At 65.3% G+C, this 429-nt stretch carries 1 protein-coding gene; it reads left to right on the forward strand.

Annotated features, from left to right (window positions below):
* The coding region (locus DEQ92_RS23095; protein ID WP_147299619.1) for a glycosyltransferase at window positions 1-429 on the forward strand (429 nt) is incomplete at both ends.

Consider the following 429-nt stretch of genomic DNA (forward strand, 5'->3'; position numbering starts at 1 on the left):
ACACACACCGTTCGGTCTCGGCTTGGCGGGGCTTCGACTCGCTCGCCGCCATGACCTCCCGCTCGTTGCGACGTACCACACGCCCACCGCCGAGTACGCCGAATATCTCAGTTCTGTCGGGGCCATCGAGCGCGGCGTCGAGCGAACCGCCGAGCGCTACGAACGCTGGTTTTTCGACCGCGCCGACGCGGTTATCGTCCCGAGCGAGGACGCCAAACGACGCCTGTTGGAGGAAGTCGGTGTCGACGCCGACATCGCTGTCCTCTCGAACGGCATCGACATCGAGCAGTTCGCGCCGGCCGATGGCGACGAGTTCCGTCGGCGACACGACCTCGGCGACGGTCCGATTATCGGTTACACCGGGCGACACGGCTACGAGAAGCATCTCGACGAACTTATTCGCGCCGCAGCGGACCTCGACGTGACGCT

This window comes from Haloferax sp. Atlit-6N (assembly GCF_003383195.1).
Lineage (GTDB): Archaea > Halobacteriota > Halobacteria > Halobacteriales > Haloferacaceae > Haloferax > Haloferax gibbonsii.